This window comes from Dokdonella koreensis DS-123 (genome assembly GCF_001632775.1).
Classification (GTDB): Bacteria; Pseudomonadota; Gammaproteobacteria; order Xanthomonadales; family Rhodanobacteraceae; genus Dokdonella; species Dokdonella koreensis.
The window spans coordinates 3,650,587-3,671,413 of sequence record NZ_CP015249.1; the positions used below are offsets into that span (position 1 = coordinate 3,650,587).

Annotated in this window: 20 protein-coding genes and 1 tRNA gene; 1 reads left to right on the forward strand and 20 read right to left on the reverse strand. The window is 70.8% G+C overall.

The features are described from left to right. Positions 1-92 precede the first annotated feature (92 nt). From purF to I596_RS14985, 11 genes are all read right to left on the reverse strand, one after another. The gene (purF, locus tag I596_RS14935) at positions 93-1,571 is read right to left on the reverse strand and encodes an amidophosphoribosyltransferase (RefSeq protein WP_067649668.1); all 1,479 of its coding nucleotides are present in this window, start codon (positions 1,569-1,571) and stop codon (positions 93-95) included. A 102-nt stretch (positions 1,572-1,673) separates the two neighbouring features. Further along, positions 1,674-2,261, reverse strand: a complete 588-nt coding sequence (locus I596_RS14940) for a CvpA family protein (RefSeq protein ID WP_067652091.1) — start codon at positions 2,259-2,261, stop codon at positions 1,674-1,676. A 94-nt stretch (positions 2,262-2,355) separates the two neighbouring features. Continuing rightward, positions 2,356-3,252, reverse strand: coding sequence for an SPOR domain-containing protein (locus tag I596_RS14945; RefSeq protein WP_083965622.1), 897 nt, complete (start codon positions 3,250-3,252; stop codon positions 2,356-2,358). A 65-nt stretch (positions 3,253-3,317) separates the two neighbouring features. Next, positions 3,318-4,601 (reverse strand): bifunctional tetrahydrofolate synthase/dihydrofolate synthase, encoded by a 1,284-nt coding sequence (folC, locus tag I596_RS14950; RefSeq protein ID WP_067649672.1) that lies wholly within the window; start codon positions 4,599-4,601, stop codon positions 3,318-3,320. After that, positions 4,598-5,731, reverse strand: coding sequence for a tRNA guanosine(34) transglycosylase Tgt (gene tgt / locus I596_RS14955; protein WP_067649675.1), 1,134 nt, complete (start codon positions 5,729-5,731; stop codon positions 4,598-4,600). The genes folC and tgt overlap by 4 nt, the downstream gene beginning before the upstream one ends. Next, entirely contained in the window at positions 5,728-6,765 is a 1,038-nt protein-coding gene (gene queA, locus I596_RS14960) for a tRNA preQ1(34) S-adenosylmethionine ribosyltransferase-isomerase QueA (RefSeq protein WP_067649678.1), read from the reverse strand. The genes tgt and queA overlap by 4 nt, the downstream gene beginning before the upstream one ends. Before the next feature lie 74 nt (positions 6,766-6,839). Continuing rightward, the gene (locus I596_RS14965) at positions 6,840-7,442 is read right to left on the reverse strand and encodes a response regulator transcription factor (protein ID WP_067649681.1); all 603 of its coding nucleotides are present in this window, start codon (positions 7,440-7,442) and stop codon (positions 6,840-6,842) included. A 91-nt stretch (positions 7,443-7,533) separates the two neighbouring features. Continuing rightward, complete coding sequence (locus I596_RS14970; protein ID WP_067649683.1) at positions 7,534-8,751, reverse strand: sensor histidine kinase; 1,218 nt, start codon at positions 8,749-8,751, stop codon at positions 7,534-7,536. After that, positions 8,748-10,610 carry a CIA30 family protein gene (locus I596_RS14975; RefSeq protein ID WP_067649685.1) on the reverse strand — a complete coding sequence of 621 codons (1,863 nt, stop codon included), beginning with the start codon at positions 10,608-10,610 and terminating at the stop codon, positions 8,748-8,750. Before I596_RS14975 ends, I596_RS14970 begins: the two co-directional genes overlap by 4 nt. Before the next feature lie 25 nt (positions 10,611-10,635). Further along, complete coding sequence (locus tag I596_RS14980) at positions 10,636-11,403, reverse strand: ABC transporter permease (RefSeq protein ID WP_067649687.1); 768 nt, start codon at positions 11,401-11,403, stop codon at positions 10,636-10,638. Continuing rightward, positions 11,400-12,296, reverse strand: a complete 897-nt coding sequence (locus I596_RS14985; RefSeq protein WP_067649690.1) for an ABC transporter ATP-binding protein — start codon at positions 12,294-12,296, stop codon at positions 11,400-11,402. The genes I596_RS14980 and I596_RS14985 overlap by 4 nt, the downstream gene beginning before the upstream one ends. Positions 12,297-12,608: 312 nt before the next feature. Here I596_RS14985 and I596_RS14990 point away from each other — a divergent pair, with 312 nt between their 5' ends. After that, positions 12,609-14,117, forward strand: a complete 1,509-nt coding sequence (locus I596_RS14990; protein WP_067649693.1) for an aminotransferase class III-fold pyridoxal phosphate-dependent enzyme — start codon at positions 12,609-12,611, stop codon at positions 14,115-14,117. A 61-nt stretch (positions 14,118-14,178) separates the two neighbouring features. On the opposite strand, the gene pip is transcribed toward I596_RS14990, so the two are convergent. The 9 genes from pip to infC all read right to left on the reverse strand — a co-directional run bounded on the left by pip (position 14,179) and on the right by infC (position 20,793). Continuing rightward, on the reverse strand, positions 14,179-15,138 hold the full coding sequence (gene pip / locus I596_RS14995) for a prolyl aminopeptidase (RefSeq protein ID WP_067649699.1): 960 nt from the start codon (positions 15,136-15,138) through the stop codon (positions 14,179-14,181). Between the two features lie 62 nt (positions 15,139-15,200). Further along, positions 15,201-15,277: transfer RNA gene (locus I596_RS15000), tRNA-Pro, on the reverse strand. Positions 15,278-15,311: 34 nt separating this feature from the next. Next, positions 15,312-15,668 (reverse strand): MerR family transcriptional regulator, encoded by a 357-nt coding sequence (locus I596_RS15005; protein ID WP_067649702.1) that lies wholly within the window; start codon positions 15,666-15,668, stop codon positions 15,312-15,314. Continuing rightward, the gene (ihfA, locus tag I596_RS15010; protein WP_067649703.1) at positions 15,646-15,948 is read right to left on the reverse strand and encodes an integration host factor subunit alpha; all 303 of its coding nucleotides are present in this window, start codon (positions 15,946-15,948) and stop codon (positions 15,646-15,648) included. The genes I596_RS15005 and ihfA overlap by 23 nt, the downstream gene beginning before the upstream one ends. A gap of 1 nt (position 15,949) precedes the next feature. Then, complete coding sequence (gene pheT / locus I596_RS15015; protein ID WP_067649707.1) at positions 15,950-18,325, reverse strand: phenylalanine--tRNA ligase subunit beta; 2,376 nt, start codon at positions 18,323-18,325, stop codon at positions 15,950-15,952. 6 nt (positions 18,326-18,331) lie between these two features. After that, the gene (gene pheS, locus I596_RS15020) at positions 18,332-19,327 is read right to left on the reverse strand and encodes a phenylalanine--tRNA ligase subunit alpha (RefSeq protein ID WP_067649710.1); all 996 of its coding nucleotides are present in this window, start codon (positions 19,325-19,327) and stop codon (positions 18,332-18,334) included. Between the two features lie 123 nt (positions 19,328-19,450). Continuing rightward, positions 19,451-19,810: a 50S ribosomal protein L20 gene (rplT, locus tag I596_RS15025; RefSeq protein WP_067649713.1), complete on the reverse strand. Its 360-nt coding sequence runs from the start codon at positions 19,808-19,810 to the stop codon at positions 19,451-19,453. Positions 19,811-19,823: 13 nt separating this feature from the next. Continuing rightward, on the reverse strand, positions 19,824-20,021 hold the full coding sequence (rpmI, locus tag I596_RS15030; RefSeq protein ID WP_067649716.1) for a 50S ribosomal protein L35: 198 nt from the start codon (positions 20,019-20,021) through the stop codon (positions 19,824-19,826). 247 nt (positions 20,022-20,268) lie between these two features. Next, on the reverse strand, positions 20,269-20,793 hold the full coding sequence (infC, locus tag I596_RS15035; RefSeq protein ID WP_083965623.1) for a translation initiation factor IF-3: 525 nt from the start codon (positions 20,791-20,793) through the stop codon (positions 20,269-20,271). Between the last annotated feature and the right edge of the window lie 34 nt (positions 20,794-20,827).

Below are 20,827 nucleotides of genomic sequence, written 5' to 3' on the forward strand. Positions count from 1 at the left end.
GGCCGGTGGGTTCGGACCGCCGGTCAGGCGCGGCGCGCCGGCGCTACCGCACGGCAGCCACCGTGAAGCGCCGGGTAGCGCGCCGCCGCCGGCTAGCCGACCTGGCGCCGCTGCGCCTTGGCCTCGTCGGAGCGCGCGAACTCCAGCTCGCGCAGGTAGGTCGGCTCGACGCCGGTGACGTACTGCCCGGTGAAGCACGAGGCATCGAACTCGGCCAGTTCCTCGTTGCCGTCGATGACCGCGGCGATCAGATCGTCCAGGTCCTGGTAGATCAGCCAGTCGGTACCGAGGATGTCCTGGATCTCGGCCTCGCTGCGGCCGTGGGCGACCAGTTCGGCCGCGGCCGGCATGTCGATGCCGTAGATGTTCGGGTAGCGCACCGGCGGCGCCGCCGAGGCGAAGTAGACCTTGCGCGCACCGGCCTCACGGGCCATCTGGATGATCTGCTTGGAGGTGGTGCCGCGCACGATCGAGTCGTCGACCAGCAGCACGGCCTTCTTGCGGAACTCCAGCGGGATCGGATTGAGCTTGCGGCGCACCGATTTCACGCGCTCGCCCTGGCCCGGCATGATGAACGTGCGGCCGATGTAGCGGTTCTTGACGAAGCCCTCGCGCATCGGCACGCCGAGCGCCTGCGCCAGCGAGGATGCCGCCGTGCGCGAGGTGTCGGGAATCGGGATCACCGCCTCGATGTCGTGGTCCGGGCGCAGCCGGCGGATCTTCGCGGCCAGCCGCTCGCCCATGCGCAGGCGCGCCTTGTAGACCGAGACGTCCTCCATCATCGAGTCCGGCCGCGCCATGTAGACGTACTCGAAGATGCACGGCGCATGCACGGCCGCCTCCGCGCACTGGCGCGAATGCAGCTGCCCGTCGAAGGTGATCAGCACCGCCTCGCCCGGCTCGACGTCGCGCAGCAGCCGGAAGCCGAGGATGTCGAAGGCGACCGATTCGGAGGCGACCGCGTACTCCTTGCCTTCCGGGGTATCGCGCTCGCCGAGCACCAGCGGGCGGATGCCGTTGCGGTCGCGGAAGGCGACGATGCCGCAGCCGAGCAGCAGCGTGACGACGGCATAGCCGCCGACGCAGCGCCGGTGCACGCCGGCGATCGCCTTGAAGATGTTGTCGGGCGCCAGGGTGAGCCGGTCCTGGATCTGCAGCTCGTGTGCGAAGACGTTGAGCAGGATCTCCGAGTCCGAATCGGTGTTGATGTGCCGGCGATCGTCCTCGTAGACCTCGCGGCGCAGCGTCTCGGTGTTGATCAGGTTACCGTTGTGCGCCAGCGCGATGCCGTAGGGCGAGTTGACGTACAGCGGCTGCGCTTCCGTCGAACCCTCCGCGCCGGCCGTCGGATAGCGGCAGTGGCCGATGCCGGCATGGCCGCGCAGGCCCAGCATGTGCTCGCGGTCGAACACGTCGCGGACCAGGCCCGGCCCCTTGTGCAGGCGCAGCCGCGAACCGTCCAGCGTGGCGATGCCGGCAGCGTCCTGGCCGCGATGCTGCAGGACGGTCAATCCGTCATAGAGCGAGGCCGCCACTTCCGACTTGCCTACGATGCCGATGATTCCGCACATGGGTCTATCTCGTTGAAAAGATGAAAAGACACGGCACCTGCCGCACGGACGCCGAATGCCCGCCGCAACCGCGCGGCAGGCACCGCCGGAGCGCGGCGGCGTTCACCGCTGCGGCTCGGCCGGTGGCGCGGCCGGCTCGGCGCCCGCGGGCGCGGCAGCAGGCCGTTCCGCGGGCAGCGCCAACGGCGCGGCCAATGCCGCCGCCGGCTCCAGATACGCGGCGACCTGCGCCGGAAGCCGGTCGGTGACCCAGGCCGCCGCGCTGCGGAACGTCGGCAGCAGCTGCGAGGCGCTCCACCACGGATCCCGCGTGAACGGCGTGAATCCGAGCAGCAGCACCACCAGTACCACCAGCGCGACGCCGCGCACCAGACCGAACACCATGCCCAGCAGGCGGTCGGTGCCCGACAGGCCGCTGCCGCTGACCAGCTTGCGCAACACGAATCCGACGATCGCCCCGGCGATCAGCACCGCGACGAAGCACAGCGCATAACCGAGCAGCACGCGCGCCGACGGCACCGATATGCTGTCGGAAAACCGCTCCGCAAGAGCCGGGCCGAACATCCAGGCCAGCCAGAACGCGAGCGCCCAGCAGGCCAGTGCGAAGACCTCGGCGACGAAGCCCCGCCACAGCCCGACCAGGACGGACAGCGCCAGCACCGCGAGTATCGTGTAGTCGGCCCAGTTCATCGGAATCTGCTCGCCGGCACCGGCCACCCGGGCCGCCTCGGATCGGGGACGCCGATACGCAGCGGGGCGCGCAATCCGGCGCCGCGCGTGCCGGTCACGGCTGGGTGACGACCAGCCCGTCCAGTTTGAGCTTCTCCTTGATGCGGTCACGCAAGCGCGTCGCACTGTCGCGACCGGCCTCCGGGCCGGCGCGCACGCGCCACAGGGTCTGGCCGTTGCTGCTGGTCTGGTCGACGAACGCGGCGAACTGCGCGCCGCGCAGCCGCTCGCGCAGCTTGTCGGCCTCCTCGCGGGTCTTGAACGCACCCAGCTGCACGGCCCAACCGCCGGCGCGGCCCGCCGGAACGGCCGTTGCCGGCGCATCGGCAGCCGCATCGGTGGCGTTCTCGACGATCTTGCTCGGCGCCTTGACACCGGTGGCGGCGATACGCAGCCGTGCCGCCTCGGCCGCGGCGCGATCGGCATAGGGACCGACGCGGACCCGTGTCGTCTGCTGGCCCTGGAACTGGCTGGCCTCGGTGAAGGCGAGGAAGCCGCCGCGCTTGAGGCCGGCCGCCAGGTCGCCGGCGTTCTTGGCGTTGCCGTAGTCGCCCAGATGGATGAAGTACGTGCCCGTGGCGGCTGCGCCGGGCGCAGGCGCCGTAACGGCGGGCTGCGGCTTCTCGGGCACGGCCGGTGCCGGTGCCGGTGCGGGCGTCGGCAGCGGCGTTGCCGCGGGCGGTGGGGTCTCGGTGCGCGGCGGGATGTCCACGGTCGCCAGCGCGTCCGGCGCGGGCGCCGCCGGTTGCGGCTGCGGCGCCGGCTGCCCGGCCGGCTCGACCGGCAGCACGCGCGTCTGGAACTCGCGGTCCGGTGCCGGCGGGATTTGCAGGCTCACGGTCTCCGATTCCTGCTTGGGACCGGAACCGGACAGGAACATCGGTACGAAGATGACCGCCAGCGCGATCAGTACCGCGGCGCCCAGCAGGCGCTGTTTCAGCGAAATGTCCATCGACTTCTGGAGACCGGTCGCAGGCGAACGGCGCGGATTATACCCGTGCCGGACGCAACACAGGCTCAACGCGCCGGCAGGGCCTCGCGCGCGGCGAGACGCAGGGCCGCCGCCGCGATGAAGAACGAGCCGAAAGCCAGGACCCGGTCGCCCGGCCGCGCCTCGGCGATCGCCGCCGCCAGGGCCGCATCCGGGCCGGCATGGAGCGCCGGCTGCACGAACGCGGGCTGCGAAGCCAACGCGGCGGCCGCAAGGCCGCGCGGGGTCTCGAGGTCCAGCCCGGCCAGGTGCCACCGGCTCACCAGGCCCTGCAGCGCGACCGTGACCCCGGCCACGTCCTTGTCCGCCAGCGCACCGAACACCGCGATCGTGCGCCCGGCGCACGGCACGGCGCGCAGCCATGCAGCGAGCACGGCGGCCGCCTGCGGATTGTGGGCGACGTCCACGACCAGCTCGACCGCGCCGCCGAAACGCTGCAACCGGCCGGCGGCCCGGGCGCGGACGATCCCCTCGGCCAGCGCGGCCGGATGCCAGCCCAGGCGTTCGCGCAGGGCATGCAGCGCGGCGATCGCGCCGGCGGCGTTGAGCGGCTGGCACGGCGCCGCCAGTGCCGGCCGCGGCACCGACACCGCCATGCCGCCGGCGGTCCAGCGCCAGCCGTCGCCGTCGACCTCCATCGTGAAATCGCGCCCCAGCCGGCGCAGGTCTGCCCCGGCGGCGGTGGCCGCGTCGAGCAGGCCGGCGGGCGGGTGCGCCTCGGCGACGATCGCCGGCCGGCCGGCCCGGAAGATGCCGGCCTTCTCGCGGCCGATGCTGTCGCGGTCGTTGCCGAGCCAGTCCTGGTGGTCGAGATCGATCGTCGTGACGATCGCCGCGTCGGCATCGACCAGGTTGACCGCGTCGAGGCGCCCGCCGAGCCCGACCTCGAGCACCGCCACCCCCAGCCCCGCCTCGGCGAACAGCAGCAGTGCCGCCAGCGTGCCGAACTCGAAGTACGTCAGCGCGATCGCCTCGCCGTCGCGCGAACGCGCCGCCTCGATGCGCTCGAATGCGGCGACCAGCGCCGCGTCGCTCGCTTCCTCGCCGTCGATGCGGATGCGTTCGTTGTAGCGCAGCAGATGCGGCGAGGTGTAGACGCCGGTGCGCCGGCCCGCCGCCCGCAGCATCGCGTCGAGGAAGGCGACCGTCGAGCCCTTGCCGTTGGTGCCACCGACCGTGATGACGACCGGCGCCGGCGCCGGCGCGCCGAGCCGCCCCCACACCGTGCGGATGCGGTCCAGGCCGAGCGCGATAGCGCTCGGGTGGACGCGCTGCTGGTAGTCGAGCCAGTCGTCCAGGCTGCGGCTCATGGCGATTCGGCGCTCCCTGCCTGGCGCTGCGCGTAGAAATCGGCGACGAAGGCGTCCAGTCGCGCCTCGGCGATCGCGGCGCGCAACCCCGCCATCAGCTGCTGGTAGTGATGCAGGTTGTGGATCGTCGCGAGCTGGCAGGCGAGGATCTCGCCGCACTTGTCCAGGTGGCGCAGGTACGCGCGGCTGAAGCCGGAGCGGCAGGTATAGCAGGTGCAGCCCGCCTCGATCACGCGCGCATCGCGGGCGTAGCGGGCGTTGCGGATGCGCAGGGTGCCTTCGCGCGTGAACAGGAAGCCGTTGCGCGCGTTGCGCGTGGGCATCACGCAGTCGAACATGTCCACGCCGCGGCGCACCGCCTCGACGATGTCCTCGGGCCGGCCCACGCCCATCAGGTAGCGCGGCCGGTCGTCCGGCAGGAACGGGCAGACCGTCTCGAGCATCGCATTGCGCTCATGCTCGGGCTCGCCGACCGCCAGGCCGCCGATCGCGTAGCCGTCGAAGCCGATCGCCACCAGGGCATCGGCCGAGCGCTTGCGCAGGTCCGGATAGACCGACCCCTGCACGATGCCGAACAGCGCGTGCGGGTTTTCCTGCGCATCGAACGCGCGGCGCGAGCGCAGCGCCCAGCGCAGGCTGAGCTCCATCGAATCGCGCGCGACCGGCTCGCTGGCCGGATACGGCGTGCACTCGTCGAAGATCATCACGATGTCCGAATCGAGCGCACGCTGGATGCGCATCGACTCCTCGGGACTCAGGAACACCTTCGAGCCGTCGACCGGCGAGGCGAACGTCACGCCGTCCTCGCTGATGCGCCGCTTGTGCGCCAGCGAGAAGACCTGGAAACCGCCCGAGTCGGTCAGGATCGGGCGCTGCCAGCCGATGAAGCGGTGTAGGCCGCCGAAATCGCCGACCACGTCCAGCCCGGGCCGCAGGAACAGGTGGAAGGTATTGCCGAGGATGATCTCCGCGCCGGTCTCCTCGATGTCGCGCGGCGTCATCGCCTTGACCGAGCCGTAGGTGCCCACCGGCATGAACGCCGGGGTCTGGATCGTGCCGCGCGCCAGCGTCAGGCAGCCGCGCCGGGCCGCACCGTCGCGGGCGGAGAGCGTGAATTCCAGCGCGCTCACGGCTGCCCCCGGTCCGGCAGGATCAGCATCGCGTCGCCGTACGAGAAAAAGCGGTAGCGCTGCTCGACCGCATGCCGGTAGGCCTCGAGGATCAGCTCGCGCCCCGCCAATGCCGAGACCAGCATCAGCAGGGTCGATTCGGGCAGGTGGAAATTGGTCAGCAGCGCGTCCACGCTGGTGATGCGGTAGCCGGGAAAGATGAAGATCTGCGTTTCGCCGGCATACGGACCCAGCACGCCGTCCCGCGTCGCCGTTTCCAGCGCGCGCACGACAGTGGTGCCGACCGCCACCACGCGGCCGCCGCGCTCGCGCGTGTGCCGTATCTTCTCGACCAGGCCGGCGCCGACGTTCAGCCATTCGCGGTGCATCACGTGCTGGTCGAGGCGCTCGGCGCGCATCGGCTGGAACGTGCCCGCGCCCACGTGCAGGGTGACCTGTCCCACCGCCACGCCGCGGCGCTCCAGCGCAGCCAGCAGCGGGGCGTCGAAGTGCAGGCCGGCCGTCGGTGCCGCCACCGCGCCGGGTTCGCGCGCGAACACGGTCTGGTAGCGCTCGGCGTCGGCAGCGTCCGGATCACGCGCGATGTACGGCGGCAGCGGCAGCCTGCCGAGCCGCAGCAGCAGCTTCTCGAGCGGCTCGGTCGTCTCGAAGCGCAGCCGGAAGAACTCGCCGTCGCGACCGAGCACGCGCACCACGGTGCCGTCGGCCAGCACGATCGCGGTTCCTTCCCTCGGCTTCTTGCTGACGCCGATCTGCGCCGTCGCCTCGTGGGCGCCGGTGAGCCGCTCGATCAGGATCTCGGCCGCGCCGCCGGTTTCCTTGCGCCCGAACAGCCGCGCGGGCACCACGCGCGTGTCGTTGAACACCAGCAGGTCGCCCGGCGCCAGCAGGTCCGGCAGGTCCCGCAGCGCGCGGTCCTCGAAACGCCGCGCAGCGGCATCGAGCACCAGCAGGCGGCTGGCCGAGCGCTCGGCCAGCGGCACCTGGGCGATCAGCTCGGGCGGCAGATCGAAATGGAAATCGGACTTCTTCAAGGCGACGGCGGCAGCAGCGGGGCGCGCATTGTAGGCGTGCGACGGGACGGCTCCAAACCGCCGCGGGGCGCCGGCTACAACCATCCCTTCTGACGCGCCAGCCGGTAGGCCTCGATCCGGTTGGTGACGCCGAGCTTGCCGATCGCCTCCGACAGGTAGTTGCGCACCGTGCCCTGCGACAGGTTGAGCTGCCGGGCGATGTCGCCGGCCGACGCGCCCTCGCCGGCCAGGCGCAGCACCTGGCGCTCGCGATCGTTCAGCGGGTCCGCTTCGGACCAGGCCTCGACCGCCAGCTGCGGATCGATCGCCCGCCCGCCGCGGTGGACCTTGCGCAAGGCCTCGGCGAGGTTCTCCGCGGGCGCGTCCTTCAGCAGGTAGCCGCCCACGCCCGCATCCAGCGCGCGCCGCAGGAACCCCGGACGCGCGAAGGTCGTGACGATGACCACCTTGACCGGCAGCGCGTGGCGCTGGATGCGCTGCGCGAGCTCCAGCCCGGTCAGCCCCGGCATCTCGATGTCGGTCACCAGCACGTCGGGCTGCAGCCGCTGCAGCTCGCGCCAGGCCGCTTCGCCGTCGACGACGCCACCGACCACATCGATGTCCGGTTCGAGCTTGAGCAGGGCGGACAGGGCGCCGAGGACCATCGTCTGGTCTTCGGCCAGCAGGACGCGAATCATCGAGGCGGGAAGCGGCGGCCGGACAGGTCCGCGACAGTAGCAAATCCCATCGCCGGCCGTACTCCGGCGCGCGCGGCGAAGCCGGGCGCGCTCAGGATGCGATCGGCCGCGACGCCGCCGCCGGCGCCGGCGACGAGGGCTCCGGCAGCGGCAGCTCGATCTCGACACGGGTGCCGCGCCCGGGCGCCGAATCGATGCGCAGGTCGCCGCCCAGCGCCTCGATCCGCTCGCGCATGCCGGTCAGGCCGTTGCCGGGCACGATCGCGCTGCCGCGTCCGTCGTCGCCGATGCGCAGCAGCACGCGGCCGTGCCGCTGCTCCAGCGCGACCTCCGCCCTGAGGGCACGCGCGTGGCGCTGGATGTTGGTCACCGCCTCGCGCACGCCGAGCGCCAGCACGGTTTCCAGTTCCGGCGTCAACGCGACGTCGGCCAGCGCGTAGCGGAACGCCACGCCGCCGGACTCGAGCAGCAGCTTGGCCGAGGCCAGCTCGGCGGCCAGCCCCGCCGCGCGAATGCCGGTGACGGCGCGGCGGACCTGCGACAGCGCATCGCGGGCCACGCGCATGACCTCGTCGATCTCGCGCCGCGCGGCGGCGACGTCCCGGTCGAGCAGCTTGCCCGCCAGCTCCGACTTGAGTGCGACCAGCGACAGGGTGTGGCCGAGGAGGTCGTGCAGGTCGCGGCCGATGCGTTCGCGCTCGGCCAGCGCGGCCAGGCGGCGCACCTCGTCGTGCGAGAGCTTGAGCTCGGCACCCTTGCGCCGGTTCTCGACGTAGAAGTGATTGCTGAAGAACGCCGCCACACCGACCAGCAGCGTGATCGCGAAGACGAACAGCGGATAGTTCAGCGCGATCACCTGCAGCAGGAACACGGCGAACACGCCGATCATCCAGGCGAGCTTGTAGCGCAGTGCCCCGTCGATCGTCGCCGCGATCGCGACAGCGTAGATCACGTAGGTATTGGCGAATGAATTGAACGGCAGCAGGGCGTAGCCCAGGCCCGCGATCGCGAGCAGGCAGGCGCCCTCGGCCGCTGCCGACCGCACACGGTAGCTCAGGAAATAGATCGGCAGGAACACCACCACGCTCGCCAGCGTGGCGAGAAGCTGCCCGTTCTCCATTCCGAACCAGAGCAGCTCCCGGGTGCCGAGGAAGTTGAATATCGCCGGCAGGAACAGGAACACCAGATAGCCGAGCATGTACAGCGGCGCCCAGCCCAGGCCCAGTTCGTCGGGGACCAGCCACTGGCGCAGGCGCAGCAGGCGGGCCTGGAACGTTCGCATCGTCAGCGGCATCCGATCGGCGTTCATCGCAACTCTACCTGATCGACCTGGAAGCGGAAGCGGCCCGGCGGGTCGCCCGCCGTGAAGCCGATGCCGCGGACCCGGGAAAGATCCGCGCCGCCGAACGCCGAGAGCGGCAGGCGCACCGGGGTCCAGTCCGGGCCGGCGACGAAGGTCCGGATCGCCGGCATGCCCTGCATCGTCGGTCCCGAGAGCAGCATCGCGTTGTACTCGCGACCGTCGCCGCGTGCCAGGAACACCAGCTCCCGGCGCGCCGAGAGGTCCACCGGCTGCATCGCCTCGCTCGCCGGGAAGAAGACGACGCCGGCCCAAGGGAAGGCGGCGCCCGCCACGATCTCGCCGGCGACCTCCAGCGCGCCGGCGCTGCCGGACGCACCGGGCTGGACCAGGCGATGCGCTGCCGTGGAACGGCCGGCGATCATCTGGTCGGTCGTGGCGTGCCAGCCCGCACCGAAGGCCGCGTCGATCGACGCACCATCGAACGTGCTGATCACCGTCGCGGCGGGCACTTCCGCGCCACGGTCCGATGCCGCGGCGGCGGCAGCGGGCGTTCGCGCCACCGCCTGGCCGTTCTTCCAGATGCCGACCAGCGCGCGCGTCGCGGTAATGTCCCGGGTCGGATCGCCGTCCACCAGGATCAGGTCGGCGCGATGGCCCGCCGCGATGCGCCCGCGGTCGGCGAGGCCCAGCACCCGGGCCGGCACCGCGGTCGCGGCCGCCAGCGCCTGCACCGGGCTCAGGCCCGCGCGCGTCAGCAGCTCCAGTTCGCCGTGCAGGCTGGCGCCATGGGCCGTGCCGGGATTGCCCGCATCGGTACCGGCGAGCAGGACGACGCCCGCCGCCTGCAACCGGCGGACGTTTTCCAGTGCCTGGCGCCGGTATGCCGGCGTCCGCGCCGTCGACGGGAAGCGCGCCGCCAGGGTCGCCGCCTGGTCGGCCGCCAGCCACGGGCGCAGGCGCGGATCGGCCAGCAGCGAGGCACCGTCGCCGGCACCGGTCTCGGCGGCGGTCACCGACAAGGTCGGGATCACGAAGGGCCGCGTGCGCGCGGCGGCCGCCAGCAGCGCCTCGCTGACCGGCGCATCGACGAAGACGTGCGCCAGGCCGTCGACACCGACCGTCAGGGCATGAGCGGCGTCGCGCTCGCGCGAGACGTGGGCGATCGCGCGCCGGTCGCGCGCATGCGCAGCGGCGGCGATGGCGGCCACCTGTTCCGGCGACAGCGTCGGCCAGCGTGTCGCCTCGCTGTAGACGGACAGGTCCTCGACGATCAGCTTGATGAAGTCCGCGCCTTCGTCGACGCGTGCATCGACGAAGGCGCGGATGTCGGTGTCCGCGTCGATCGTCGGAACCGCGAATCCGTACTGCGTGCCGTGGCCGCCCGCCACCGTCAGCGCGACGCCGGCGGCCCACAGATCGGCCTGGTCGGTGCGGTCCAGCGACTCGCGCTCGCGCCGGATCTGCGTGAGGCGCTGGCGGTCGCCGTGCAGGTCCACTTCGGTGGTGACGCCGAACTGCAGCGCCTGTTGTCGCGCGGCGCCGAAGCTGTGCGTATGGGCATCGATCAGGCCGGGCAGCAGCGTCCGTCCGGCGCCCTCGATCACCGCGATGCCGTCCGGCAGCGCGATATCGGTTCCTACCGCCTCGATGCGGCCGTTGCGCACGACCACCGTGGCCGCATCGGTCACCTGCTCGCCGTCGAACAGGCGCACGCCGCGGATCGCGAAACCGTCCGTCGGCACGCGGGGAACGGACGGCGTCGGCGCCGAAGGCGGCGACACCGACGAATGCCGCTGGTATGCCACGGCCGCCAGCAGCACGGCCGCCACCACGATCAGCCAGAACGCCTCGGGCATGCGATTCATGGAAGTCTCCTGGGTCGATGCCGGCTCAGCCGGCAGCCATCAGGCGCCGGCGCGCCAGCACGAAGAACGCGACCGTGATCACCGCCAGCACCCCCAGGTGCACGAGCAGGCTGCCGCCCGCGTCGCGGCCGACGATCTTCAGCGCCACCTGCCCCAGGTGATAGGCCGGCCACGCCGGTGCCAGGGTGCCCAGAACCGGCGGCAGCACCGACAGCGGAATCAGGAGGCCGGACAGGAATGCCATCGGCAGGTAGACGATGTTGACCAGCGCCGGCGAGGCCGATCCGCTGACCAGCGTGCCGATCCACAGGCCGATCGCGCAGAACGGCAGCGTGCCGAGCACGTTGACGGCGAACAGCCCCAGCCATTGCAGCGGCGCCAGGCGCACGCCGGTCAGGCCGGCGGCGATCAGCGCCAGCATCAGCGAGATGATGGCGGCGAACATCATCGCCATCGCGGTCTTGGCCACCAGCACCGCCCCCGGCGGCATCGGCAGTGCGCGCTTGTAGGTCAGCCAGCCGCGCTCGCGCTCGATCGCGATGGTGACGCCGAAACCGAACAGCGCGCAGCCGAGGATGCCGAACACCCCATAGGCGGCGAACATGTACTGCGCCGCCGCGGCCCCGCCGCGCGAGCCCAGCAGCACGCCGAACAACACATAGAACAGCGGCGGGAACAGCAAGGTCGGCAACACGAACGACGGCGTGCGGAGCAGGCGCACGAACTCATAGCGGGCCTCGAGCAGGTACGGCCGCAGCGTGCGGCGCGGCGACGACACGGCGACCGCGTTCATGCGGCCTCCCGGGTCAGCTCGACGAAGGCCTCGGCCAGGCCGGCGCGCTGGACCTCCAGCTCGCGCAGCTCCGGGTCTTCGTTCAGCAGGCGCCGCACGATCGGCTCCGGATCGGCGACGACGATCTCCAGTCGGCCGGCGACGGCGGTGGCGGCAACCACGCCGGGCCAGGCGGCCACGGCGGCGGCCGTCAGCCGCGACACGCAGCGGATCAGCCGGCGATCGACCTGGGCGCGGATCTGCGCGACGCTGCCCTCGGCGACGATGCGGCCGCGATTGAGCACGACGACCCGGTCGGCCAGTGCCTCGGCCTCTTCCAGGTAGTGCGTCGTCAGCAGTACCGCGCAGCCCTGGCCGACCAGCTCGCGGATCGCCTTCCACAGGCCCATGCGCGCCTCGATGTCCAGGCCCGTGGTCGGCTCGTCGAGGAACAGCAGGCGTGGGCGCCCGCACAACGCCAGCGCGAACTGCACCCGGCGCTGCTGGCCGCCCGACAAGCGGCCGTACAGGCGCTCCAGCAGGCCGTCGAGGCCGGCCAGCGCGACGCAGTCGGCGATGCTGCGCGGCTCGGCGTAGTAGCTGCGGGTCAGTTCCAGCAGCTCGCGCACCTTGAGCGTGTCCGGGATGCCGGCGCTCTGCAGCATCACGCCGACCTCGCGGCGGGCCGCCAGCGTCTGCGGGGCCTGACCGAACAGCTCGACACCGCCCGCATCGGGCTGGTGCAGGCCCAGCAGCAGCCCGATGGCGGTGGTCTTGCCGGCGCCGTTGGGGCCGAGCAATGCCAGCAGCTCGCCGGCCCGGATGTCCACGGCCACGCCGTCGAGGGCGACCGCGCCGCCGTACCGCTTGCTGACGCGGTCCAGGCGGGCGGGAATCGTTTCGGTTGATCGCATCGTTCGGCTCCAGGGGTCCAGTGGACGCAGCCTAGGACCCGGCCGGCAGCCGCGGCAGTCGCTTCGGTCAGGCAAGGCAGGTGACGCCTGTCATGAGGACGGTGCCCGGGCGGCGCGGCCGCCCGCCGGCCGCTGCACCGCGGCACCCGGCAACGGCCCGATCGACGGCCACCACTGTCGGGGGTACCGCCTCCGGCGCCCCTGTGCTACCCTAGCCGGATTGCAATTTTTCCTTCTCAGTCAACGACTAAGCGAAACGGATGGACCTCCACGCGAGGCGCCGGGCGCTGCGGGTCGTTTCGGAGCGTGTACATGAATCGGTTGATCAGCAAGCTGCGCGAGATGCGCCAGGTCGGCGGTGCCATCCGGACCTCGGGCCTCCCCGACGAGGCCATCGAGGCCTTCGCCGCGACCCATCCCGAGCTCGGCGAAGCCATCGATGCCGCCCATGCCGCCTACCTGGAGCTGCAGTCGGCGCGGGCCGATTTCCTGCACCTGGACGAGAACGAGCAGATCCACCGCGTCCAGGCCGGCTTCGTCAACTTCTACCCGGACGATGCGGTCAATCCCTACGTCGCGCTGGCCGCACGCGGCCCCTGGCTGGTCACGCTCAAGGGCGCCGTGGTCCACGACTCGGGCGGCTACGGCATGCTCGGCTTCGGGCACGCGCCGGCAGCGGTGCTGGAGGCGCTGGCCGGCCGGCAGGTCATGGCCAACGTCATGACACCGAGCGTGAGCCAGCTGCGCTTCGTCGAGGGTTTGCAGCGCGAGATCGGCCATCGCCGCGGCGGTTCTCCGTACACGCGCTTCTTCTGCCTCAACTCCGGCTCCGAGGCGATGACGCTCGCCAGCCGCATCGCCGACATCAACGCCAAGCGCATGACCGATCCCGGCGCGCGCCATGCCGGCCGCACGATCAAGCGGCTCGCCGTGAAGGGCTCGTTCCACGGACGCACCGAAGGCCCGGCGGCATTCTCCGACTCCAGCCGCAAGGCCTACGTCGAGAACCTCGCCAGCTACCGCAACGACGACAGCCTGCTCACCGTGGAGCCCTATGACGTCGGCCAGCTGCGCCAGGCCTTCGCCGACGCCGACCGCAACGGCTGGTTCATCCAGGCGATGTTCCTCGAGCCGGTCATGGGCGAAGGCGACCCGGGCCGCGCCGTCACGCGCGAGTTCTACCTGGCCGCACGCGAGCTGACGCGCGCGCACGGCGCGCTGCTGCTGGTCGATTCGATCCAGGCCGGCCTGCGGGCGCACGGCGTGCTGTCGTTCGTCGACTATCCCGGTTTCGAGGACGTCGACCCGCCGGACCTGGAGACCTATTCCAAGGCGCTCAATGCCGGCCAGTTCCCGCTGTCGGTGCTGGCGGCGCTGCCGGCCACCGCGGAGCTGTACCGCAAGGGCGTGTACGGCAACACGATGACGACCAACCCGCGGGCGCTCGACGGCGCCTGCGCGGTGCTGGACCTGCTGACGCCGGAGGTGCGGGCGAACATCCGCGCGCGTGGCGAGGAGTTCCTCGCCAAGCTCGAACGCCTGCGGGCCGAGCTGCCCGACTGCATCACCAAGGTGCAGGGCACGGGCCTGCTGTTCTCGTGCGAGCTGGCACCCGTGTTCAAGTGCTACGGCACCGGCAGCACCGAGGAGTGGCTGCGCGAGCACGGCTTCGGCGTCATCCACGGCGGCGCCAATTCGCTGCGCTTCACACCGCCGTTCACGATCACCGGCGCCGAGGTCGACCTGCTGGTCGACGGCCTGCGCCGTGCGCTCGTCGAGGGTCCGCGCCAGCGCGCCGACGCGACCCGGGCCGCCGCCTGACGACCGGGCGGCCGCCTGACGACCGGGCGGCCGCCGGACACGGCGGCCGCCGTTCATTCCGTCACGCCGACCGGAAGCGGTCGGTCGCCTCGATCAGTTCGTGGGCGATGCCCGGCTCGAACGCCGAATGCCCGGCATCCGGGACGATCCTGAGGTCTGCTTCCGGCCAGGCCCGGTGCAGGTCCCAGGCGCTGCGCATCGGACAGACCACGTCGTAGCGCCCCTGCACGATCACCGCCGGAATGCCGCGCAGGCGGCCGGCGTTGCGCAGCAACTGGTCCTCCTGCTCGAAGAATCCGCCGTTCACGAAGTAGTGGCACTCGATCCGCGCGAAGGCCAGCGCGAAGGCATCCACCGCGGTCCCGGCGATGTGCTGCGGATCGGGCAGCAGGAAGCTGGTCGATCCTTCCCAGACCGACCAGGCCTTGGCCGCTTCCAGTTGCGCGGCAGGGTCCGCACCGGTCAGGCGCCGGTGGTAGGCGCTCATCAGGTCGCCGCGCTCGACCTCCGGGATCGCCGCCAGGTAGGTCTCCCAGGCGTCCGGATACAGCGCGTCGCAGCCCTTCTGGTAGAACCACTCCAGCTCCCAGCGGCGCAGCATGAAGATGCCGCGCAACACCAGCTCGCTGGCGCGCTCCGGATGCGTCTGGGCGTAGGCCAGGGCCAGGGTCGAGCCCCAGGAACCGCCGAACACCTGCCAGCGATCGATGCCCAGGTGTTCGCGCAGGCGCTCGATGTCGGCCACCAGGTGCCAGGTGGTGTTGTCGGTCAGCTCCGCGTGCGGTGTCGAGCGCCCGCAGCCACGCTGGTCGAACAGGACGATCCGGTAGTGCGCCGGATCGAAGAAGCGTCGCGCCTTCGGGCTGCAGCCGGCGCCGGGGCCGCCGTGCAGGAACACCACCGGCTTGCCGCCGGGATTGCCGCACTGCTCGTAGTACATCCGGTGCAGCGGCGAGACCTGCAGGAAGCCGCTGTCGTACGGTTCGATCTCGGGGTAGAGCGCGCGGTAGTGGTCGGCCATGGCGGACTCCGGAAACGATTCCGGCGCCGCAAGGGCGCCGGAACGGAAAGATGAGGCCGCGTTGGTCGGGGCGGCGGGATTCGAACCCACGACCCCCTGCCCCCCAGGCAGATGCGCTACCAGGCTGCGCTACGCCCCGACTGCTGCGGCTTGAACCCGGGATTGTAGCAGGCTCAGCGGCGAAGTATCTGCAGGACTTCCTCCAGTTCCATCCGCACCTGGCGGACGATCTGGTTGGAAATGTTCGCTTCGGTGCGGGCCTGCTGGCCTTCCAGGCGCTGGCGCGCGCCGGTGATCGTGAAGCCCTGGTCGTACAGCAGCGACCGGATCTGCCGGATCATCAGCACGTCGTGGCGCTGGTAGTAGCGGCGATTGCCACGCCGCTTTACCGGCTTGAGGCTGGAGAACTCCTGTTCCCAGTAGCGCAGCACGTGCGGCTTCACGCCGCACAGCTCGCTCACCTCGCCGATCGTGAAATAGCGCTTGGCCGGTATGACCGGCTGCTCACTATTGCCGCTCTGGTCGAGCATAGGCTTCGACTCGGACCTTCAGCTTCTGGCCGGGACGGAAGGTGACGACGCGGCGGGCGGAGATCGGAATCTCCTCGCCGGTCTTCGGATTGCGTCCGGGCCGCTGGTTCTTCAGACGCAGGTCGAAATTGCCGAAGCTCGACAGCTTGACCTGCTCCCCCTGCTCCAGCGCGTCGCGGACGACTTCGAAGAAGGCATCGACGAACTCTTTGGCTTCGCGCTTGTTGAGGCCGACGTCGGTGAACAGACGCTCGGCCATTTCCGCCTTAGTCAACGCCATCCTACCCTCGCAACGTAGCACTGCAACCGCGTTCCAGGGCGGCGACTGCCCGGGTCACGCAGCTGTCTGCGTCCTGGTCCGTCAGAGTGCGGTAACGGTCCTGCAAAATCAAGCCCATAGCCAAACTTTTCATTCCGCTTCCGAGATTGTGACCGACGTAACGGTCGAACAGGAACACGTCGTTCAGCACGGGGCCGACCGCCTCCCGCACGGTCTCGCGGACCTGGGCCCAGGTCACCTCGTCGGGCACCACCACGGCGATGTCGCGGCGCAGCGAAGGGTAGCGCGACAGCTCGCCGGCCACCGGCACCGGGCGCGGCGCGACGCCGTCGAGGTCGAGCTCGAAGACGTAGACGTCCTCGTCCAGGTCCAGCCGCTTCTGCAGCTGCGGATGGAGGGCGCCGAGATGGCCGACGACCGTCCCCTCGCGCAGTACGGTCGCGGCACGGCCCGGATGCAGCCAGCCCGGGCCACCGGCGCTGAACGTGAACGCCCCGGCTTCGGTACCGGCCAGGGCGAGCAGCGACTCCAGGTCGCCCTTCACGTCGAAGTAGTCGAGCGGGCGCACGGCCTCGCCCCATTGCTCGGCGAAGGCGCCGCCGCTGGCCGCCGCGGCGATGCGCGCGGTTTCGCGCGGCGCGTCCGCCGTCGCGTGATACGCGCGGCCGACCTCGAACAGGCGTACCCGCGCCTGCTGGCGGCTGCGGTTGGCGGCCAGGGCCGCGACCAGCCCCGGCAACAGGCTGGTGCGCATGACGGAAAGGTCCGCCGACAGCGGATTGGCCAGCGCGACCACGCCCTCGTCGAGGCCCCAGTCCACCAGCTGCTCGCGGGCGACGAAGGCATAGGTGATCGCTTCGAGGTAGCCGCGCGCCGCCAGCTGTTCACGCGCCAGACCGGGCGCGATGCGGTCCTCGCGCAGCGACGGGCCGGCCAGCTCGCCGCTGGGTGCGTGATCGGGAATCTTCTCGTAGCCGTGGATCCGCGCGACTTCCTCGATCAGGTCTTCCTCGATCGCGATGTCGAAGCGGCGGCTCGGCGGCGTGGCGATCCAGCCGTCGCCGGCCGCCTCGACCTGCATGCCGAGCGCGGCCAGGATCCGCGTCACCTCGGCATCCGCCACGTCGATGCCGAGCACGCGGCGGATCCGCGCGCGGCGCAAGCGCACCGGGGCGCGCACCGGCAGGTGCGCCGCGGAAACCGCCTCGAGGATCGCGCCCGGCGTGCCGCCGGCCGCCTCGACGATCAGCCCGGTCGCACGCTCGAGCGCACGCCGCGGCAGGTCCGGATCGACGCCGCGCTCGAAACGGTGCGCGGCATCGGTGTGCAGCCCCAGCCGGCGGGCACGGCCGGCCAGCGCGGCTGGCGCGAAATGCGCGGCTTCGAGAAAGACGTCCGCCGTCGCTTCGTGCACGCGGGTGTCCCAGCCGCCCATCAGGCCGGCCAGGGCCACCGGCCGGTCGCCGTCGGTGATCACCAGGAAGGCCTCGTCCAGTGCGACCTCGCGCTCGTCGAGCAGGCGCAGCGACTCGCCACTGCGCGCACGACGCACACCGACCGGCCCTGCGAGCGTGGCGGCATCGAATGCGTGCAGCGGCTGGCCCAGCTCGAGCATCACGTAGTTGGTGACGTCCACCAGCAGACTGATCGGGCGCAGGCCGCAGCGCCGCAGGCGCTCGCGCATCCACGCCGGCGACGGCGCGGCCGTGTCCAGACCGGTGATGTAGCGTCCGCAGTAGCGCGGGCAATCCGCCGGCGCGTCGAGGCGGATCTCGATGTGCCGGTCGGACTGCGGCGGCACCGGCTCGACCGCGAGCGGCGCCAGCGGCAGGTCGAACGCCGCGGCGACATCCGTGGCGATGCCCTCGACCGACAGGCAATCGGCCCGGTTCGGCGTCAGCCCGAGGTCGAGGATGGCGTCGGGCAGGCCCAGGTAGCGCGCCAGCGGCGCGCCGACGGGCGCATCGGCCGGCAGTTCCAGCAAGCCGGATGCATCGGCGTCCAGGCCCAGCTCCTTGGCCGAGCAGAGCATGCCCGACGACTCGACGCCGCGCAGCTTGGCGGCCTTGATCGTCAGGTCGCCGACGCGCGCGCCGATCCTGGCCAGCGGCGCGACCAGACCCGCACGGGCGTTCGGCGCACCACAGACGATCTGCAGCCGCTCGTCGCCGGCGTCGACCTCGCACACCTGCAAGCGGTCGGCCTCCGGGTGCTTGGTGCAGGCGAGGATGCGGGCGACGACGACCCCGTCGAGTCCCGCGCCGACCGGATCGGCGCTCTCGACCTCGTGGCCGATCATGTCCAGGCGCTCGATCAGCGCGTCGCGGCCAACGGCCAGGGCCACGCGCTCGCGCAGCCAGTTCTCTGAGATCTTCATGTCGTCCTATGCGAATTGCCGCAGGAAGCGCACGTCGTTTTCGAAGAAGGCGCGCAGGTCGGTGACGCCGTAGCGCAGCATCGCCAGCCGCTCGACGCCCATGCCGAAGGCGAAGCCGGTGTAACGCTCCGGGTCGATGCCGCAGTTGCGCAGCACTTCCGGGTGGACCATGCCGCAGCCGAGCACTTCCAGCCAGCGCGAGCCGCCGTCCGGAAGCTCCCAGCGGATCACCACGTCGGCGCCGGGCTCGACGAACGGGAAGAACGTCGGCTTGAACATCATGCGGAAGTCGCGATCGAAGAACGCGCGCAGGAACTCGCGCAGCGTGCCCTTCAGGTCCGCCATCGTCGAGGTCTCGTCGATCAGCAGGCCCTCGACCTGGTGGAACATCGGCGAATGGGTCTGGTCCGAGTCGCTGCGGTAGACCTTGCCCGGCGCGATGATCCGGATCGGCGGCGTGCGCCCCTTGGCGGCGCGGATCTGCACCGGCGAGGTGTGCGTGCGCAGCAGGCGGCCGTCCGGGAACCAGAACGTGTCGTGCATGGTGCGCGCCGGATGGTCCGGCGGGAAATTCAGCGCGCCGAAGTTGTGCCAGTCGTCCTCGATCTCCGGGCCGTCGGCGACGTCGTAGCCGAGCCGCGCGAAGATCTCGATGATGCGGTCCTGCGCGCGCGTCAGCGGGTGCAGGCTGCCGCGCTCGCCGCGACGGCCAGGCAGCGTCACGTCGATGCGTTCGGAGGCCAGGCGCCGGTCGAGCGCGGCCTGTTCGAGCACGGCCTTGCGCGCCGCGACCGCCGCGAGCAACGCGTCCTTGGCCTCATTGATACGCTCGCCGGCGCGCTTGCGCGCTTCCGGTTCGAGCTTGCCCAGCCCCTTGAGCTGCTCGGTGACGAAGCCGGACTTGCCCAGCACGGCGACGCGCTCGGCATCGAGCGCCTCCAGCGTCGCCGCGGCGGCGACTGCTTCGAGCGCCTGCGCTACGCGGCTGCTCAGTTCATCCATTCGGTGACCTCGATAGGTTCATCGCGACAAGCGCCGGAAACGAAATGGGGAGCAAGGCTCGTCGCCCGCTCCCCATGATCGCCGGGCGTCGAGGGCGGGGAACACCCCGCCCCGACACCGGATTTACGCAGACAGAGCGGCCTTGGCCTTTTCCGCCAGCGCGCCGAACGCCTTGATGTCGTGGACGGCGATGTCGGCGAGCACCTTGCGGTCGACGGTGATCTCGGCCTTCTTCAGGCCGTTCATCAGCCGGCTGTAGGACAGGCCGAACAGGCGCGCACCGGCGTTGATGCGGACGATCCACAGCGCCCGGAACTGGCGCTTGCGCTGCTTGCGGCCGATGTAGGCGTACTGGTGCGCCTTGGTGACCGCCTGCTTGGCGACGCGATAGACCTTGCGACGGGCGTTGTAGTAGCCCTTCGCCTTGGACAGAAGCTTCTTGTGCCGACGGTGGGCGATGACGCCACGCTTGACTCGTGCCATGGGTCAGTCCTCCTCAGGCGTAGGGAAGCATGCGAGCGACGCGACCAGCATCCTCGGCGCGAACATGGTTCGGGCCGCGCAGGTTGCGCTTACGCTTCGTCGACTTCTTGGTGAGGATGTGGCTCTTGAACGCGTGGCCGCACTTGAACTTGCCGGACGCGGTCTTGCGGAACCGCTTGGCAGCGGCCCGGTTGGTCTTGATCTTGGGCATGGCCCAGCTCCTTAGGTTGTTTTCGTTACTGGCCCGAGCGGCGGCACGACACCGCGCTTTCCATCCTGCTCGAATCCGGCGTGTAAGACCCGCATGCGGGCCTGGTTCCTGGTACTGCTTTTGCGCCGGTCCCGGCGCGAAGATCAACAAGCGGTCGTCCTGACCGCACTCTTCAGCTTTACTTTTTGCGCCGGTCCCTCGGCGCGAAGATCAAGAAGCGGTCGTCCTGACCGCACTCTTCAACAAGCTACTGCTTCTTCTTGGGGGCGATCATCATGACCATGAGGCGGCCTTCCATGCGCGGGTACTGTTCGATCACGGCCTCTTCGACAATATCCGCTGAAATCTTGTCGACCATCGCCTTGCCCAGTTCCTGATGGGCCATCTCGCGACCGCGGAAGCGGATCGTGATCTTGACCTTGTCGCCTTCCTCCAGGAACCGGCGCAGGTTGCGCAGCTTGATCGCGTAGTCGCCGACGTCGGTCGTGGGCCGGAACTTCAGTTCCTTGATCTCGACCTGCTTCTGCTTCTTCTTCGCCGCATGCGCCTTCTTCTGCATCTCGAACTTGAACTTGCCGAAGTCCATGATGCGGCAGACCGGCGGGTCGCCGTTGGGCTGGATCTCGACCAGATCCAGTCCGGCTTCCTGCGCCATGCTCAGCGCTTCGTCGCGCGACAGGATTCCGACCTGCTCGCCCTCGGCGCCGATGACACGAACCCGCGGAACCCGGATCTCGTGGTTCTTGCGGTTCGACTTGGTTTCCGTGGCGATACGTCAATCCTCCGAAGGGGAAAACACGACCCGG

What these genes read in the sequence shown, in the direction of transcription:
- pheT (WP_067649707.1), bottom strand. Translation starts at nt 18,325, where the DNA reads ATGAAGATCTCAGAGAACTGGCTGCGCGAGCGCGTGGCCCTGGCCGTT.
- purF (WP_067649668.1), bottom strand. Translation starts at nt 1,571, where the DNA reads ATGTGCGGAATCATCGGCATCGTAGGCAAGTCGGAAGTGGCGGCCTCG.
- I596_RS14985 (WP_067649690.1), bottom strand. Translation starts at nt 12,296, where the DNA reads ATGCGATCAACCGAAACGATTCCCGCCCGCCTGGACCGCGTCAGCAAG.
- I596_RS14970 (WP_067649683.1), bottom strand. Translation starts at nt 8,751, where the DNA reads ATGAACGCCGATCGGATGCCGCTGACGATGCGAACGTTCCAGGCCCGC.
- I596_RS14975 (WP_067649685.1), bottom strand. Translation starts at nt 10,610, where the DNA reads ATGAATCGCATGCCCGAGGCGTTCTGGCTGATCGTGGTGGCGGCCGTG.
- ihfA (WP_067649703.1), bottom strand. Translation starts at nt 15,948, where the DNA reads ATGGCGTTGACTAAGGCGGAAATGGCCGAGCGTCTGTTCACCGACGTC.
- folC (WP_067649672.1), bottom strand. Translation starts at nt 4,601, where the DNA reads ATGAGCCGCAGCCTGGACGACTGGCTCGACTACCAGCAGCGCGTCCAC.
- I596_RS15005 (WP_067649702.1), bottom strand. Translation starts at nt 15,668, where the DNA reads ATGCTCGACCAGAGCGGCAATAGTGAGCAGCCGGTCATACCGGCCAAG.
- I596_RS14965 (WP_067649681.1), bottom strand. Translation starts at nt 7,442, where the DNA reads ATGATTCGCGTCCTGCTGGCCGAAGACCAGACGATGGTCCTCGGCGCC.
- rplT (WP_067649713.1), bottom strand. Translation starts at nt 19,810, where the DNA reads ATGGCACGAGTCAAGCGTGGCGTCATCGCCCACCGTCGGCACAAGAAG.
- pheS (WP_067649710.1), bottom strand. Translation starts at nt 19,327, where the DNA reads ATGGATGAACTGAGCAGCCGCGTAGCGCAGGCGCTCGAAGCAGTCGCC.
- pip (WP_067649699.1), bottom strand. Translation starts at nt 15,138, where the DNA reads ATGGCCGACCACTACCGCGCGCTCTACCCCGAGATCGAACCGTACGAC.
- I596_RS14945 (WP_083965622.1), bottom strand. Translation starts at nt 3,252, where the DNA reads ATGGACATTTCGCTGAAACAGCGCCTGCTGGGCGCCGCGGTACTGATC.
- I596_RS14990 (WP_067649693.1), top strand. Translation starts at nt 12,609, where the DNA reads ATGAATCGGTTGATCAGCAAGCTGCGCGAGATGCGCCAGGTCGGCGGT.
- I596_RS14940 (WP_067652091.1), bottom strand. Translation starts at nt 2,261, where the DNA reads ATGAACTGGGCCGACTACACGATACTCGCGGTGCTGGCGCTGTCCGTC.
- rpmI (WP_067649716.1), bottom strand. Translation starts at nt 20,021, where the DNA reads ATGCCCAAGATCAAGACCAACCGGGCCGCTGCCAAGCGGTTCCGCAAG.
- I596_RS14980 (WP_067649687.1), bottom strand. Translation starts at nt 11,403, where the DNA reads ATGAACGCGGTCGCCGTGTCGTCGCCGCGCCGCACGCTGCGGCCGTAC.